General features: G+C 44.4%; 10 protein-coding genes and 3 pseudogenes. 7 read left to right on the plus strand and 6 right to left on the minus strand.

Going from position 1 to position 16,075, the window contains the following annotated elements; translation table 11 throughout:
- Positions 1-648: 648 nt before the first annotated feature.
- From manA to AB4558_RS03180, 4 genes and pseudogenes are all read right to left on the minus strand, one after another.
- Positions 649-1,839 (minus strand): mannose-6-phosphate isomerase, class I, encoded by a 1,191-nt coding sequence (gene manA / locus AB4558_RS03165; protein ID WP_372074725.1) that lies wholly within the window; start codon positions 1,837-1,839, stop codon positions 649-651.
- A 1-nt stretch (position 1,840) separates the two neighbouring features.
- On the minus strand, positions 1,841-2,989 hold the full coding sequence (locus tag AB4558_RS03170) for a glycerate kinase (protein ID WP_372074727.1): 1,149 nt from the start codon (positions 2,987-2,989) through the stop codon (positions 1,841-1,843).
- Between the two features lie 63 nt (positions 2,990-3,052).
- Positions 3,053-5,692 (minus strand): mannosylglycerate hydrolase, encoded by a 2,640-nt coding sequence (gene mngB, locus AB4558_RS03175; RefSeq protein ID WP_372157961.1) that lies wholly within the window; start codon positions 5,690-5,692, stop codon positions 3,053-3,055.
- 118 nt (positions 5,693-5,810) lie between these two features.
- A pseudogene (locus AB4558_RS03180) lies at positions 5,811-6,308 on the minus strand (fructose PTS transporter subunit IIA); the annotation flags it as partial.
- Positions 6,309-6,561: 253 nt separating this feature from the next.
- On the opposite strand from AB4558_RS03180, the gene AB4558_RS03185 reads away from it, so the two are divergent.
- The 4 genes and pseudogenes from AB4558_RS03185 (at position 6,562) to AB4558_RS03200 (ending at position 11,287) form a co-directional block, all read left to right on the plus strand.
- On the plus strand, positions 6,562-7,302 hold the full coding sequence (locus AB4558_RS03185) for a GntR family transcriptional regulator (RefSeq protein WP_241910602.1): 741 nt from the start codon (positions 6,562-6,564) through the stop codon (positions 7,300-7,302).
- A gap of 239 nt (positions 7,303-7,541) precedes the next feature.
- Entirely contained in the window at positions 7,542-9,167 is a 1,626-nt protein-coding gene (locus AB4558_RS03190) for a PTS fructose transporter subunit IIC (RefSeq protein ID WP_198594332.1), read from the plus strand.
- A gap of 183 nt (positions 9,168-9,350) precedes the next feature.
- Positions 9,351-10,076 (plus strand): GntR family transcriptional regulator, encoded by a 726-nt coding sequence (locus tag AB4558_RS03195; protein ID WP_102321452.1) that lies wholly within the window; start codon positions 9,351-9,353, stop codon positions 10,074-10,076.
- A 180-nt stretch (positions 10,077-10,256) separates the two neighbouring features.
- A pseudogene (locus tag AB4558_RS03200) lies at positions 10,257-11,287 on the plus strand (IS110 family transposase).
- Positions 11,288-11,811: 524 nt separating this feature from the next.
- Here AB4558_RS03200 and AB4558_RS03205 read toward each other — a convergent pair.
- Complete coding sequence (locus AB4558_RS03205; protein WP_372074732.1) at positions 11,812-12,576, minus strand: lipase family protein; 765 nt, start codon at positions 12,574-12,576, stop codon at positions 11,812-11,814.
- Between AB4558_RS03205 and AB4558_RS03210 the strand changes: the two are divergent.
- Positions 12,561-12,836: pseudogene (locus AB4558_RS03210) on the plus strand (transposase); the annotation flags it as partial. The gene AB4558_RS03205 and the pseudogene AB4558_RS03210 sit on opposite strands and share 16 nt — an antisense overlap.
- A gap of 255 nt (positions 12,837-13,091) precedes the next feature.
- Here the strand turns inward: AB4558_RS03210 and AB4558_RS03215 are convergent.
- Positions 13,092-13,634 (minus strand): hypothetical protein, encoded by a 543-nt coding sequence (locus tag AB4558_RS03215; RefSeq protein WP_372074734.1) that lies wholly within the window; start codon positions 13,632-13,634, stop codon positions 13,092-13,094.
- Positions 13,635-13,865: 231 nt separating this feature from the next.
- Between AB4558_RS03215 and AB4558_RS03220 the strand changes: the two genes are divergently transcribed.
- Positions 13,866-14,753 (plus strand): tyrosine-type recombinase/integrase, encoded by an 888-nt coding sequence (locus AB4558_RS03220; RefSeq protein ID WP_372074736.1) that lies wholly within the window; start codon positions 13,866-13,868, stop codon positions 14,751-14,753.
- Positions 14,750-15,802: a transposase gene (locus AB4558_RS03225; protein ID WP_372074738.1), complete on the plus strand. Its 1,053-nt coding sequence runs from the start codon at positions 14,750-14,752 to the stop codon at positions 15,800-15,802. Before AB4558_RS03220 ends, AB4558_RS03225 begins: the two co-directional genes overlap by 4 nt.
- The last annotated feature ends 273 nt before the right edge of the window (positions 15,803-16,075 follow it).

A 16,075-nucleotide genomic window follows, 5' to 3' on the forward strand; every position in this document is an offset into this window, starting at 1 on the left:
GGGTTCATGGGGCGGATACAAATTAGACATAAAAAAACCGCAGCGAACTGCTGCGGTCTTAAATTTGGCGGTGAGTGAGGAATCCGACTTATTTATTTAAGATGCTGATATATATCCATAAAAAAACTCGCAAAGAGAGCGGTAATACTTATGGTAATACTTTTAACCAAGTGTCAAATTCATAAGTTACTGCATAAATTTTTAGGCTAAGGCAACTATACTTTATCCTAACGTACTTAACCTGCTTACAACCGCCAGCTAGTAATTCAGTCTATTTCAACATAAGTATAATAGCTTCTTCAACGGCATCAGTTAGGTATTTCCAACGGTGCTGCAATAGCCATGCAGGCTAAGCCCCCCGATACACGGTTACTCACTTTAATCCCTTTCCGCACAGAATCTCTGAGCCTTAAGAAGGTTCTGGGCATTTCTGAGTTACGAAATGGTGCGTGAGAAGTTTCTGGACAAAAGTGTGCTACGCGATTTGCTAATTTAGTGAGCAATGGATTAGTTTAAGTAAGTTAAATGAGATTTGTCTTAAAATAGACAAAAAGCACGTCGGGCAGCCAATTACTCAGTATTGTTTGCAGGAGCCGTTTAATTAGTAGTGTCTACTTTGGCCACATCAAGGTTCCAAGCATATGAAAATTAATTGAATGCTCGGGCTATCCTCCCATGCCCTTGATAATCGTATTTCACTGAGTTACTGCTAACGAATACTGATTCACCAGCTCTCAACACAACGTGATTATTTTGACTTGAAATTGCAACTTCACCTTCAATACAAAACAGTATTTCTGCGCTACGAACAAACTGTGCTTGGCTGGTAATCTCGACTGTCATTACTTCAAAGCAGAAGTCATCAACTGGGATCGGGTAGCTCACTTTATTACTCTCTTTATATATTGGTTTTAGCCGAATCTCCGCTGGTTCAATCGGTTCGAATGAGGTGTTATCTATTAACTCAGTTACATCAATGTGTTTTGGTGTGAGCCCTGCGCGCAAAACATTGTCTGAACTTGCCATTATCTCCAGACCAGTCCCCTGCACATATGCATGTGGGGTTTCGGCGTACAAAAACATTGCTTCGCCAGGTGCTAATTCAACAGTATTAAGCATTAGTGGAGAAAATAGGCCGATATCTCCAGGATAATGCCGCTTAAACTCAGCACTGTACTGCAGAGCCTCGCGCCCTATCATGGTTTTAGCCGGACGTCTGTGCGCCTCACCAAGTTCAGCCAGTGCCACCTTTTTACGTTCACCTTCAAGTGACATAATCGCAGCAAAGAACTCTTTTAGCGCTGCACTATCTGCGTGCTTTTCTAGCTCGGAAATTTCTTTCGCCAGACTTGGAATGTCGGCCTCTTTAAACAAAGTAATAATGTCTGCAATTGGGCGAAATCCATTCATCGCTTTATAAAAGGTTAAAGCGTAAACCAATTCAGGCTTATGGTTGGAATCTTTATAGTTTCTGTGCGCGGCATCTAGCGGAATCCCTCGTTGGTTTTCTCGCTCAAACCCTTGCTGCGCTTTATGTTTACTAGGGTGTACCTGAATAGAGAGTGGCATCCCTGCGGCAAGCACTTTGAATAAGAAAGGCAACTCCCCAAAACGTGCAGCGGTGTAGCCACCAAGAATATCTTGCTTGTTGTGCTCAATTACCTCAGCAAGAGGCTCTCCGGTACCATCGAGCCTAGAGCAGCCATTTGGGTGAGCACCCATCCAGATCTCTGCCTGTGGCTTGTGCTCTGGATTATTGATACCAAATAGGTTGTGAATGGAGTCTTTACTACCCCATGCATAGTTTTGGATGACGTTATCAAGCTTAAATAGAGACATACTACTTCTCTCCAAAAATCTGTGCGCCGACTTTCAAAGTAGCGGCAATATTGCGTGCAGTGCGAGTCAGATTATCGCCCGCCTCTGTCAGAACTTGTTCTAGTGGTTGTGGTGAACGAACCGTGCCAAAGGTGCTATCGACAACGTTGTAGAGTTCATCAATCTCTTTACCCAATGAGCCTGCAATTCCAATCACGGGAATACCTTGTAGCGTGGCTCGTTTAGCAATACCAAACGGGGTCTTGTCTTGCAGGGTTTGGTTATCCATCTGGCCTTCGCCAGTAATAACCAGATCCGTGCCCTGCAGCACTTGGTCTGCGTTTAAGGTGTCTAAAACCATCTCAATACCTTGCTTGATTTGGATATCAAATAGCAGTGATAAACCAAGAGATGCGCCACCAGCAGCGCCAAAGCCAAGTGTAGTTCGGTTATCTGTTCCAGTGAGATTGCTGCTGACCTCTCCAAAATGATTCAACGCGTCATCAAGCTGATCAATCAGTTCCGAGGAAGCCCCTTTTTGAGCACCAAAGATATAGCTAGCGCCGTTTTCACCAACTAATGGATTGTTGACATCACAAGCGATCACAAACTCGACCTGTTGGCATCGAGGATGGATATTGCTTAAGTCGATACGAGAAAGGTTAGAAAGAGCAGTACCACCCAAGGCAATCTCATTGCCTTGCTCGTCCAACAACTTGCCACCCAATGCTTGGACGATACCAGCCCCACCATCATTGGTGGCGCTGCCTCCAAGACCAAGCAGGACTTTATTTACACCTTTCTCAAGTGCCTCTTTGATCAACTCACCAGTACCATAGGTAGTTGCAAGGGCAGGATCGCGATCTTGTGGCGAAACTAGGTCTAATCCCGATGCTGAAGCTATCTCTATCAATGCCGTATTACCGTCATCAAGCAGTGCCCAATGTGCATCGACGGTCTCACCTTGTGGGTTCATCACTTGGGTAGTTTGCACAATGCCATCTAACCCTTGCATCAATACATCGACCGTTCCCTCACCTCCGTCGGCCAGCGGTAGATGCACATACTCCGCTTCTGGGAATACTTGTGCAAAACCGGCTTCAACGCTTTGGCATACCTGCTTGGCACTAAGAGACTCTTTAAATGAATCGGGGGCAATTACAATCTTCATCTCGGTTCACCAACTCCGCCCAGTTGGAATCAGAGCGGAGGTTTCTACGGTTAAAAACTAGGATTAAAACTTCACTTGGAATGATTTAGCCTGACACGCATTAAGTGCACCAAAGCTCTGGCTAGCGACTTCGGTATCACGTACTCGCTCATCCAAGCTGGTCTCTTGCCATGAAGTCACTGGTTGAGTGAAGGTAACACCATCTTCAATCTGTCCAGATTCAGCCGGGTTGTAGACACGTAGAATTAAGGCATCTTCATCTTCCGCTTTCTTCAGTACACTAAGAACAGCTCCTTTCTGCTCTTTGGCAAGAAGCGAGTAGGTTAACGGCTTGTCTTGCTCACCGACGTTTAGCTTCATTGCGTTGTACGGGATCTTGTTGTAACACTCGATTGGCGTTACATAGTCTCGTGCTTTAGCCATAACGTTGGCCGCGATATGGTTGCCAGCAAAACCAAGTAAGCTGAATTCACACACCAACTTGCCGCGAGTTTGCGAGTCTGGGGTCGGGATCTTGATACCTGAAGGACGTCCTGGACGCAGCAACAACTCTTCTTTACCTAGAACTCCTACCCCACGCAGTAGAGTTAGAGCAAAGGTATCGCGTTCTTCATTGCCTTGGCTTGATACGACTTCAAACTCACGCAGACCATTGGTCATCAATGCCAGTCCACCTGTCTGGTTTTCAACCGCAGCAAAGTTCATCAGCTGGTACACAGGCACTGGCGCTTCTTTCCAGCTTTCTTGCTCCCATACTTCCATTGCAGGGTCGTTAGTTGGTCGAGTGATAAGGCCAAACTGGTTATCTGCCACCACATTTTCAGAGACAAATGGCGTTGGGATAAGCACACGTACTCGATGATCGTCTGCTTGATTATCTAGCTCCATACGGACTTCAATGCGGCGTGAACCGGCTTTAAGTACCACTTGACAATCGACATCTACATAGCCGTTTTGTCCTGTGCGCTCTTCACGCTCTTGCAGATTAGCTGGTACATCCATTCGCAGTTTGATGCTAGCAACCGATTGGAATCCTTCATGTTTAATATCGGTTTCGACTTTAAACTCATCTGAGTAAAGCAGCCACTCTTTGCGAGATGGCGAATAGTCGTACTCATCGCCATCGTCTGAACCATCTTCAATTTTTAGCACTTGGTCGTATGTCATCTCGGTTTCTTTGTCCAAGATGGTTAGGGTGCCATTGTCGTTCACTTTGATGGTGTAGAACTCATTCTCTAGCAGGTAATCTTTCTGCTCGGCAATCTTCTGAGCACCTTGTTCATTGCCTTGAATATGCAAGGTAGCAAAGCCCATCGCAGGTACAGATTGTTTAATCTGAATATCGTACTCAATAAACGGGTCATAGTTACCGTAGTGGACAATCTGGCGGTCAATCTTGCCTGGGTCGATCACTCGCTGATCTTGGATGAAGTACTCAACTGAGTTGCCGTTATCATCGAAGATGTTGAACTGCTCTGCACGAATAGTGATGGTGGTGTTGATCACCTCTTCACGTTCGTATGGCGATAGGTTAAAGAAAGCTAGCTTGTCGCAGCCTTCACGCGCTGGCATGTGGTCAACAATTTTACGCTTGTAAAAGGTGATCAGATTGCTCGCCATATCGTCGGCTAGGATGTAACGGTTAAGGATCTCCGCATGCACCTTGTCTGAACAGCAGCAGCCGATAGAGTCATGGGCATGGTTCTTCATGCTCTCTTTCCACATTTTCTCAATCAAGCCATGGTGATATTCAAAACCTAGTGACCAAGCGATAGAAGCAAGAGGTTCTAGGATGTTGACGATCTTATTCTCTACCTGAGCGTGGATCAGCTTGATATCCATACGAGTTGACGAAATTGTACGGTGCACACGCATGTATTTGCCGTCGTTAAACTCGCCTTTTACTGTGTGTAATTGATCGCGTTCTTGCTTGATGCGGTCGAACACCTCTTCAAAGCGGCTCATCACAAACTCACGTTCTGGGTAAACCTCACGTAGCTTGTCCATCACCTCAAAGATGTCTTTTTGGATTGGCATCTGATCGTGACCATTCGGCAGCAGGATATCTTTGGTCACTGACGGTTTTTCTAACACCGGGAAGTATTTGTCTAGGCGAGCACGCAGCCCTTCTTCATCTTGAGGTAGGTACTTACCAATCGCATATCCAAGAGGCAGTACTTGTGCAGCTACTTCTGAACCATCATTAGATTGCCATAAGAACTCAGTTTTGTTGGTACCGTGACGCTCAGAGCAACCACGCCAGAACATCGCTGTATCGATATCAAATCCGTTATAGATCATCGGCAACTGTGAGCTCATTGAGAACGAGTCTGGCAAGTAACCAATTTTCATTGGCTCACCTAACTCTAGACAATCGCGTAGGCCGTACAACATGTTACGAACGATTGACTCACCACCAACCTGCATAGTGTCAGTTTGAGAGTACCAAGGGCCAACAATAAGTTTGCCCGCCTGAACTAGGTCACGTACACGCTCTTTATTTTCTGGCTTGATGGCAAAGTAGTCTTCAAGGACAGCGGTCTGACCATCAAGTACATAGTATTTGTATTCTGGATCGCTCTCCAGACGTTGCATGATCTCTTCCATGTTGTTCACCAGAAGAATACGAGACTCTTCAGTGGTGAAGTACCATTCGCGATCCCAGTGCATGTGTGGGGTAATATGAACGCGTGATTTAGTCATTGTTTTGTACCTGTAAAGACTGTGCTGTGCGACTTAAATGAGTAATGGCTTTTGAGTAAACGCTGAGTTATCCAAATAACTTTGAAGCAATAGAACCAAACAACCCTTTCTTCTCTTCAACTACTGGTGCAGATTCTTCGGCTGCCTGTTCAATTTGTTCTTCCTCATCGCTAAGAAGTGCAAAAATTTGTTCTACAGTTGTCGCGCTAACTACCGCTTCACGAACTTCATCATCAATCAAAGTACTTGTCAGCTCGGTCAGCAGTTGCATGTGTGTAGAGCCCGCTTCAGCATTAGGAATAGCAATTAGAAAGATCAGATTTACATCCTCTTCTTCATCAATGCCCTGCCATTTCAAATCTTGTTTTAGGGTTGCGACTGCAAATGCTGCTTCTTTCACTGCGTCGGTTTTGCCATGTGGAACAGCAAGGCCTTCGCCTAGCGCCGTTGCACCATGCTCTTCACGGGCAAACACAGCTTTTAAATACTCTTCTTTGTCGTGCAGTTTGCCTTGTTGGTCGAGTTGTTCAGCGAGTGCTTCAATTGCAGCGTCACGACTTTCGAACGTCGTTTGTAGATTAATCAGTGATGAGTTGGTAAGCGTTGTAAGGTTCATAGTTTTAGCCCCGTGTTCACGTTCTTTTGGGTTATCTGTTTATGTGACAACAATAATACCAATCAAATACAAATAAACCATGATGCAGATCTCACAAATATCACGATATGTATTAAATTGGAGTTAAAGGTCCATATTTGTATTCTTTATCATTATTTAACTGGGTAGAATTCGTATTATTCAAGTCAAAGGTCACACACTAAGACCTGTTAGAGTGGTTCTACAGGTTAATACGCAAGAGGTTAGCTAGGATATGACGACAAGATTACCCATGTACCGACAAATCGCTGATGCCATTAGAGATAAGATTAGCACCGGTATTTACAAGGTTGGTGAAGCACTACCGACAGAAGCACAACTCCGTGAAGAGTTCTCTGTCAGCCGCGTAACTATACGCCAAGCGCTTAAACTTCTAATCGAACAACAAGAGCTAGAAAGTATTCAAGGTAGTGGTACCTATGTAAAAGAGAGCAAAATAAACTACAACATCTACCAACAGAGCAGCTTTGCTGAGAAATGGGCTCATTTGCAGGGAGTAACACACAGCGATGTCTTATCTTTCGAGGTACAAGCCGCCTCATTAACGCTGGCCGAACACTTGGATATCAATGAAGGCGAGCGCATTTTCTACATCAAGAGAGTACGTTTCCTGGACGAGACCGCCATTACGGTTGAAGAGACTTGGATGCCAACGACTATGTTCCCAGACCTCAGTTACCAAGTGATGCAAGGGTCGAAATATGACTACATCGAAAAGCAAAAGAAGATGGTGATAGATAGAAGTGAGCAAGAAATCATGCCTGTCCTTCCACCAAGTGACGTGGCGACATTGCTTGGAGTCAATCCTACAGAACCTGTTATAGAAAAGCGTACTCGCGGATACCTAGAAAATGACACCATCTTCGAATATAGCCGAAACTATTTCACGACCAACAACTATAAATTTACCCTCACCTCTAAGCGCCAAAGGGCGAATACAAGCTATTCTATTTAAATAAGGGTTTTATTACTTAATGTCGCCTCGTAGCTATTTAGCATTATATTTCAATGATATATAGTCATATTGCATTTTTTGTATTACTTTGGCACTAAGAACAATAAAAACAAATTAAATACAAATAATACAACCTGTGAGAATCATCACAGATGATTAAAACAAATTAAGTAAGAATATAATCATTGAGTGACCTATTTGTCGCTCAAATGACGAGAGACGACGCAAAGGAACATCAGATGAAAATCTTAGCGATTACAGCATGTACAGCCGGTGTAGCGCACACCTACATGGCGGCTAAAAATTTAGAAAAGAAAGCAGCCGCGCGCGGTTGGGAAATAAAGGTCGAGAAGCAAGGTGCGAATGGACTAGATGGAAAACTAACCGCACAAGATATCGCGCAGGCCGATGGCATTATCTACGCTGTTGACGTAGGCGTAATTGAAGCTGAGCGCTTCGAGGGGCTAACGTCTGTGCAAGGTAAGGTTAAAGATGGTATCAAAGCCGCTGATGAAATGCTTGATGCACTCGAAGAGAAGGTCAAAGCGGGTGGCTCAAATGCGAAAGCAGCCACGACGACCAACAAGTTTGCCGAGAAGGAAGAGAGCAACGACAATATGATCGTTAGTTTCTTGAAACTTTGGTACAAGGGCGCTCTTTCAGGCGTATCTCACATCATTCCTCTTGTTATAATCGGTGGTCTTTGTGTAGGTCTTCTAAATCTATTCTTCGGCTACGATTACACCCACCTTTATGATGAAGCGATACTGGTTGAATACACGGGCAAAACATACGCAGACCTTGGCATAATTAACGCCGCTGAAGGGTTAGCAAACAGTGAAATCGGTGCAATTAAGAAAGAAGTTTATGCAGCTATTGCACAGCCAGAAGCCAAAGCGCAGTTTGAGTCTTCGTTTCAAGGCATTATTCATTTCCTATACTACGGCACGTTAAAAGCATTTAACCCACTGTTAATCTGTGTGCTTGCAGCATTTACAGCTTACGGTATGGTCGGTAAACCTGGTCTAGCTCCTGGTTTCGTCGGTGGTTTCGTCGCTGTTGGTGGTGGATTCGGTAAGATCTCTATCATGACCGGCGGCTTCCTAGGTGGCTTAGTAGCCGGTGCAGCAGCAGCGTTATTTGTTATGCTTGTCCGCCAGATCAAAGTACCGAAAGTACTAGAGTCAGTGAAGATGATTATCATCACACCTCTACTAGCGGGTATCGCAACACTAATCTTTATGTATGCGGGCCCTGGTAAGTTCTTCGCGATGCTTAACAGTGGTTTGGTTGACTGGCTAACCTCAATGGGCACAAACAACCTACTGATTCTTGGTTTCATCCTCGGTGCTATGGCTTGTTTCGATATGGGCGGCCCGGTAAACAAAGCGGCTTACCTATTCTGTATCGGTGTTGGTACAAGTGGTGACTTCGCTGGTGATGCATCAATCTTTTACGCTGCCTTTACTGCTGCGAAATGTATCCCTGGTATGTCATTAGGCATTATGTCTGTCGTATTCAAACGTTTCTTCGATGAAGAAGATCGCTTGGCAGGCCCTTCAACCGCTATCTTAGGTTTCTGTGGTATCACTGAAGGTGCTATCCCTTACGCTGTAAAAGATCCAATGCGTATCATCCCTGCTCATATGATTGGTGGTGGTGTAGCGGCTGCATTAATTCTTTCTTCTAAGATTACTATTGGTACCGTAGCTGGCGGCGCAGTGTTCATGCTACCTGTCATCGGTAACCCTGTTGCTTGGCTGACTTACTTCGTCATCGGTATTGCAGTGTCAATGGCACTAACCATCGGATTAAAAGTAATAGGAAACCAAAAAGAAAAGAAGTTAGCTGAAACGAAAGCTTAACTCACCCTCACTTAGTATGCTCCAAAACTCCAAGCCTCCCCCGCTTGGAGTTTTTTTGTATTATCAGCTCACTCACTCAACAACCATTTCTTGTATTCAGTGCTTTAATTCGTATCATTAAGCCTCTAGAGGTGATCACAAGTCGTTGTCACCTATCTCTTTTGTATTGTTTTCGAGGTTTACATGGCAAGACTGCCCCTGTATCGCAAAATAGCTGACGCCATTCGAGAAAAAATCAGCAGTAAGATTTACAAGGTAGGTGAGGCGCTGCCAACAGAAGCTCAATTGTGCGAAGAGTTTTCTGCCAGCCGAGTAACCGTTCGTCAGGCGCTTAAACTTCTGATCGAAAATGAAGAGCTAGAGAGCATTCAGGGTAGTGGCACCTACGTTAAAGAGAATAAGGTTAACTACGATATCTACCAACAAAGTAGCTTTGCGGAAAAATGGGCTCATTTAGGTGGGATAACTCATAGCGATGTAATTGCCTTTGAAATTCAATCTGCCTCGTTAACACTAGCAGAGCACTTAGACATCAACGAAGGCGCTCGAATTTTTTACGTAAAACGCGTTCGTTTTGTCGATGACAACCCAATCACCGTTGAAGAGACATGGATGCCAGTCGACATGTTCCCGGATCTAACCTATCAAGTGATGCAAGGCTCGAAATACGATTATATCGAGAAGCAGAAAAAACTGGTGATAGATAGAAGTGAGCAGGAAATCGTGCCCATCCTCCCGGCTAACGATGTTGCTGAGTTGCTAGGCATCAGTCCTGCCGACCCGATCATTGAGAAGCGCACTCGCAGCTACCTACACGATGACACTGTATTCGAATATAGTCGCAACTACTTTAAATCCAGTGACTATAAGTTCACTCTAGTCGCAAAAAGACGGAAATCTCCCCGTTAACCTGTGGACGTTTTGAGTAAACTTGTAGAATGTTCGAATCGACTATTCAGATTACTATTTATAGGACAAACTTTCTTTAACAAGATAGCTATGAGTAAAAACACTAACGTGATGTATGGAATCCACTCCCTCCTTAGCAATCTAGACTTAGGAGTGTGAGAAAAAACCGAGGGTTCCAATATGTTGACTAAAAATGTTATCGCTATCGACTTAGCAAAAAATGTTCTTCAAGCCTGCCATATCAGCATTCATGGTGAGCTAATGTCCAATAAACCTCTGAGTCGCCAGAAGATGAAAGAGTTCTTGGCAAAGGCTAAGCCTTCGATTGTCGCCATGGAAGGTTGTTGCGGTTGCCATTACTGGGGGCAATTAGCAGAAAAACTTGGGCATGAAGTCCGAATCATTAACCCTAAGAAGGTGAAAGGATACCTAGAAGGTCATAAAACGGATCATAATGATGCTCTCGCCATCGCTAACGCCGCTATACAAATTGGTATCAAGTACAGTCGTCCAAAGTCATTGGAACAACAAGCTATGCATTCTTTAGAAACTAGCCGTAGATTCTTATCTCGTAGTGTTGTTTCCCTAGCTCTTCACATTAGAGGGACAATTTTGGGCTACGGGATAGCAAACCCTAGAGGTGAAAAGGCTTAAAAGCGTCGGTTCAAACCGTGCTTGATGGCAATACACCAATACCCTCCAATGTCGTATCCGTTCTGTCGATGCTTTGGGAGCAATATAAAGAACTTAAAGCAAAACTCATCGCATTCGAAAAAGAGAAAAATGCTTTAACCCGTCAGATAGAGCCGTGCCAACGATTAATGGGCATTGAAGGGGTTGGTGAAACAACTGCTGCGATGCTCTATACAACTCTTGGTGATGGAAAGCAGTTCAAGAATGGAAGACAAGCTTCAGCATTTGTTGGTCTTACACCTAAACAGCACAGTTCAGGAGGCAAAGTTTTTATGATTGGGATCGATAAATGCGGTGGTGTGAAGGAGCTACGCTCGCTTCTTTATCTTGGCGCAATGTCATACGTTGGGCGACTACCCGAAAAACCGAAGACTCAGAAGGACGCTTGGTTGAGGAGCATCATAGATCGTATCGGCTTCAAGAAGGCCTGCATTGCACTGGCTAACAAAGTGGTACGTACTGCGTGGGCAATGCTTCGGTATGAGACTGAATATAAACCAGTATTACTCACTCATTAATCACTACCAAATTTTTAAATTTTACAAAATGATGATGCATAAAAGGTAAGACCAACCTACTGAGAACCTGGCCATTCTGTCATGCTGTAAAAAGCTGCTAGCGCGATAAGGACAGTAGGTGCGCAAAACATCAAAGGCTAGAGGGTAGCTCCTTCAATAAGAAGCCGAATATACGACCGCATCTTAACTTTTATTGCCAAAATCACTTTGTAAATACGTGGATTCCATATACATAATGGGGCAGATCTGAGCTAACTGGCACTTTTTAGAAAAGTGCCATAAGTAAAACTTCAGGTCTATGAAGCCTCTGGACATTTCTGGGTCAGTGGTTTACTAAATTAGCAATTCATGAATAACTACAGGTATGGAAAATCATTAACTTGGAGCCCTGTGTGAATAGACCAGTTCAAGGCGCAATGCCCTCGAACATCATCGTACAATGCACTTAATAAAGTGGCTTCGGGCTTGTTTAACACTTGGGATTTAACGTTGGCTGCGCAACGCTTAATCCTTATCTGTTAGTTTTATTTTTTATTATAAATCCGCTCCACATAGTTTTCTATGCGGTGATCTTCAAGTTTACCCTTTGTAATGAAGAGCTTGAAATTCTTTATATATGATTTGAAAGAGCCATCTGAAAAGTCAACATACTTAAAAGCCTGTGCATCTAGGTTAAAATTGATTTTACAGTCATCAAAGCCAAAACGCTTTGGAGGTACTGAAGGGACAATGTCGTTGCGAACAAAAACGTGATATGGACTTGGAAAGTATTCAATTGCGGCTTCATTACCCCATCTAGGCATACCAAATGTATAACAAGACACGATATTTAACAGTCCTTTTCGATGGTATCGATAATCATCGTAAAAGTAGTGAAAACCACCTATGCGAAGTGCATATGTTAACGCAGCTAAAGCCCCTCCAAGAGAGTGGCCTGTAATATAAATTTTTTTATTCTGCCAGCTCCTTTCTCTGATCTCTACCTCCAAAGTATCCATGAACGAGTCAACTTCAAAGTAAAAACCTTTATGCAACTTAACTTTGGATTCATCACGTACATATCGTGATGGTGTGATTTTGCGGAATTTTAAGTTTTTGCGCCAATCTTTAAAAGTCTCAGTACCTCTCATCGATATGAAGACGACATCTTGATATTGAATAGCTACTGTAACAGAGCCTACCCTTTCAATTATTATTGGATTGTCAGCACCCAACTCAGAAAGAAGCGACTTAAACATAGAAGTTCGTTTTTCACGGTAAGCAGTTCCAAATGCGTCAGACCAATGCATGGCGAACGCGCACCTTGCCCATTCTGAAGTTTTTGCTGCTCATTTTGCAACACGTGCTGCCCAAAGGGTTGCAGAGAGTACGAGACTACGGATTTTTACGTGGTCAAGCTCACGCCTTAAGAGCCCGCATTCAACTGCTGTTATTGAACTTGGTCTATATGATGCCGCCGCTAACGGCACCGATAAGGAGCAAAGCGATAAGAATCTGCCCTTGCTGTGAGCATGAGATGGCGTGTGTTGGAGTGAGCCGACCCATGTAGCCGAAAGGCATTTGATAATAAGGAGAATGGCATTGACGAAATCAAAGGAGATGTGACGACGAAAGAAACGAAAAATAGCTAACTGGTTGATAAGATTGCTATCGCAACCTTATCTTGACCCCGCTCGCCTTGAGAAAAGCCTCAAAGCGATGTGCCCTTCAAGTTCAATCGTACAATTTACTTAACAAAGTGGCTTCGGGCTTGTTCAACACTCGGGATTTAGTGTTGGCTGCGCAACACCTTAATCCTTATTTGTTAGGTTTGTTGTAAATATGGTGACAAAAACTCAATCAGAAAACTAATTAGGAGTACCAACCCAGCCAAAAAGCCAGATATTACTGTAGGCACGATGGTAAAAATCCAAACTCTAGCATTATGTAAATTTACTTGCTGTTCGATACTCTGAATTTCCTTCAAAGTATCAACCGTCGGTGATTGAAGCCTAGTCGTAATTTTACGCATTTGGAGGGCACTGCTAATCATCTTATATAACTCAAATCCGATGAATACCATCAATGACAATAAGATTAACGCCCCTGATGACAAAACAGCCCAGTCAGGTAAATCTGTCTTAATGCTTGACCAAAGAGTAAAGAAACCTACATAACCAGCAGCAATAATCACATTACTATATGAGTTTGCCTTGCCATAAACGTGTGAGACAACCTCTTTTATAATCGCAACATTCTGATCCGTTTGCATTCGTGCATGCTCCTGACTTATGCGATCAATATGCTCTGCAAGCTCATTGTGACGATCAACACAACGATGCTCCATTTCATAAATATCCTGATTCACTTAAAACAACCTCAAAAAACCTAACGCCTGCATAACACGTTTGCTGCCATACAGACCTAGCTGAATTTTAACGCCTTAATCACTGAAACTAAAGGCAAACTGACAACGCCGAGTGTAGCAAATCGTGTTGATGCGATTGTTGAACGAAGCCGCTACGCGGCAGAGTAAAACGAGTGCAAACCATACTCTTGTAACACCATCACCCTGATGGTCGTTCACAGGAGTAACCCCATGAAACCCGATGACTTAAAACGCTACAACACCCTTTATGAACAACACCTTACCAACCTAAAGCTGCAAGGTAAACGACCCGCGACCATTGATGCCTATTCCCGTGCGGTTCGTCGGGTCACCGCTCATTTCGACCGAGCCCCTGATACATTAACGACCTCTGACCTCAAACAGTTCTTCGCGTCTCTTATTCAAACCCATTCGTGGAGCACCATAAAACTCGATCGTAATGGCTTGCAGTTTTTCTATCGCTACACGCTCGATAAACAGTGGGAATGGCTCAATATCGTCAAGCCGCCACAAGTAAAACGACTGCCCGACATACTGACACCGCAACAAGTCAGCTCGCTGATTAGCCACACTCGACAGACACGTTATCAAGTGTTTTTTCTTACTCTGTACAGCATGGGGTTGCGCCTTGGTGAAGGACTGAACCTCACGGTTCACGATATCGACAGCCAAACCATGCGTGTCCACATACGGGAAGGAAAAGGCGGAAAAGACCGAATGGTGCCGCTTCCGCTGCGAACGCTTAAAGCTCTTCGCGTGCATTGGCTTACCCATAAGCACCCTTACTACTTATTCCCTGGCCTTGGTACATGTCGCGACACCCCTATGGATCGTGGCGGTATTCAAATAACCATGAAACTTGTACTCAAAGAGTGCGGAATCCAAAAACACGCCAGCCCCCACTCACTTAGACATTGCTTCGCGACGCACTTACTTGAGCAAGGGTTAGACCTGCGTTCACTGCAAACGCTACTGGGTCATGCAAGCCTTAATACCACGGCTCGTTACACCCGAATGACTACGCTAAAACAACGCGATGCTGCGATGGCCATCAATCATTTAACTGATGCTCTAGAATTAACGTGGAGCATTACATGAGTACCTTTATTGAACTGCTTCGCCAACATCACTCTGCGCTTAAACGTCACGATTATGCGCAGATGAATGGCGATATGCATCGAGCCATTGGGGCGATGCTCCGTTGTAAAACAGAACGACAAGGTCGCTCACAATGGTTCTGCAGTCACTGTCATCACAATGACCGATTACCGCTTTCTTGTGGTCATCGTCATTGCCCTCAGTGCCAACAACGCACCACCGCTGACTGGCTTCAACGTCAGCAGCAAAAGCGGTTACCTATTCACTATTTCATGGTGACCTTCACTTTGCCGTATCAATTAAGGGTCTTAGCAAGACATCAACCTAAAGCGATATATAACGGTATGTTTAAGGTGGCATCAGGGGTATTAAAGGATTTTGCTAACCGACAACGGCAAGGTGAACTTGGTTTTACCGCCGTGTTACATACTCACAGCCGACAACGAAACTTGCACCCACATCTGCACATTATCGTGGCGGCAGGCCAATACGACGCGTCGAGGCAAACGTGGCACAAAGGCAACAAGCATTACCTCTTCAACGCGTTTGCTTTGGCCAAAGTATGGCGAGCAAGAATGCTAGAGGCCATTAATCAACACCCAACGTTGTGGCTGCCGAGTGGCATACCCAAACAATGGGTGGTCGATTGCAGACAAGTGGGATACGGTCAGGCTGCGTTGAGCTATTTGGCTCGCTATCTCTATCGTGGTGTGCTGCCTGATGAAGACATCATCAGTATCACAGATGATACTGTCACCTTCCGCTATAAAGAGAGCCAGACCAATGCATGGCGAACGCGCACCTTGCCCATTCTGAAGTTTTTGCTGCTCATTTTGCAACACGTGCTGCCCAAAGGGTTGCAGAGAGTACGAGACTACGGATTTTTACGTGGTCAAGCACACGCCTTAAGAGCCCGCATTCAACTGTTGTTATTGAACTTGCTCTATATAATGCCGCCGCTAACCGCACCGATAAGAACCAAAGCAATACGAGTATGCCCTTGCTGTCAGCATCAGATGGCGTGTGTTGGAGTAAGTCGACCCATCTAGCCGAAAGGCATTGATAACAAGGAGAATGGCATTGACGAGAGCAGAGGAGATGTAACGACGAAAGAAACGAAAAATAGCTAACTGATTGATATGATTGCTATCGCAACCTTATCTTAGCTTCGCTCGCTTTGAGAAAAGCCTCAAAGCGATGTGCCCTTCAAGTTCAATCGTACAATTTACTTAATAAAGTGGCTTCGGGCTTGTTCAACACTCGGGATTTAGTGTTGGCTGCGCAACACCTTAATCCTTATTTGGGCTTTGTTTCCTAATTGG

Origin of the sequence: Vibrio sp. 10N.222.51.C5 (genome assembly GCF_041474575.1) — a bacterium.
Lineage (GTDB): Bacteria > Pseudomonadota > Gammaproteobacteria > Enterobacterales > Vibrionaceae > Vibrio > Vibrio crassostreae_C.